Annotated in this window: 1 pseudogene; it reads right to left on the reverse strand. The window is 79.8% G+C overall.

The features are described from left to right. Positions 1-228, reverse strand: a pseudogene (locus KVS71_RS19860) (potassium-transporting ATPase subunit B); the annotation flags it as partial.

A 228-nucleotide genomic window follows, 5' to 3' on the forward strand; every position in this document is an offset into this window, starting at 1 on the left:
TGGACGCCGCCGGGAGGGGGGTGTGCACGGACGGGGGGGGTCCGCCGAGGAGGGCATGCGCGCACGCGAGGCCGGTCGTGAACGCGGCGCCGTCCCAGACGAGGAGCATCACGGGGTTGCGCAGGAGCGTCGCGGGGTTGAGCTTCCGGAGCGCGCCGGGGAGGGCCTGGGCGACCTGGGCGGCGCCGAGGGAGCGGGGGGGAGGGGCCGCCGCGGCGGGGGCGTCGT

Source organism: Microbacterium sp. GbtcB4, from assembly GCF_019091465.1.
GTDB classification, from domain to species: Bacteria; Actinomycetota; Actinomycetes; order Actinomycetales; family Microbacteriaceae; genus Microbacterium; species Microbacterium paraoxydans.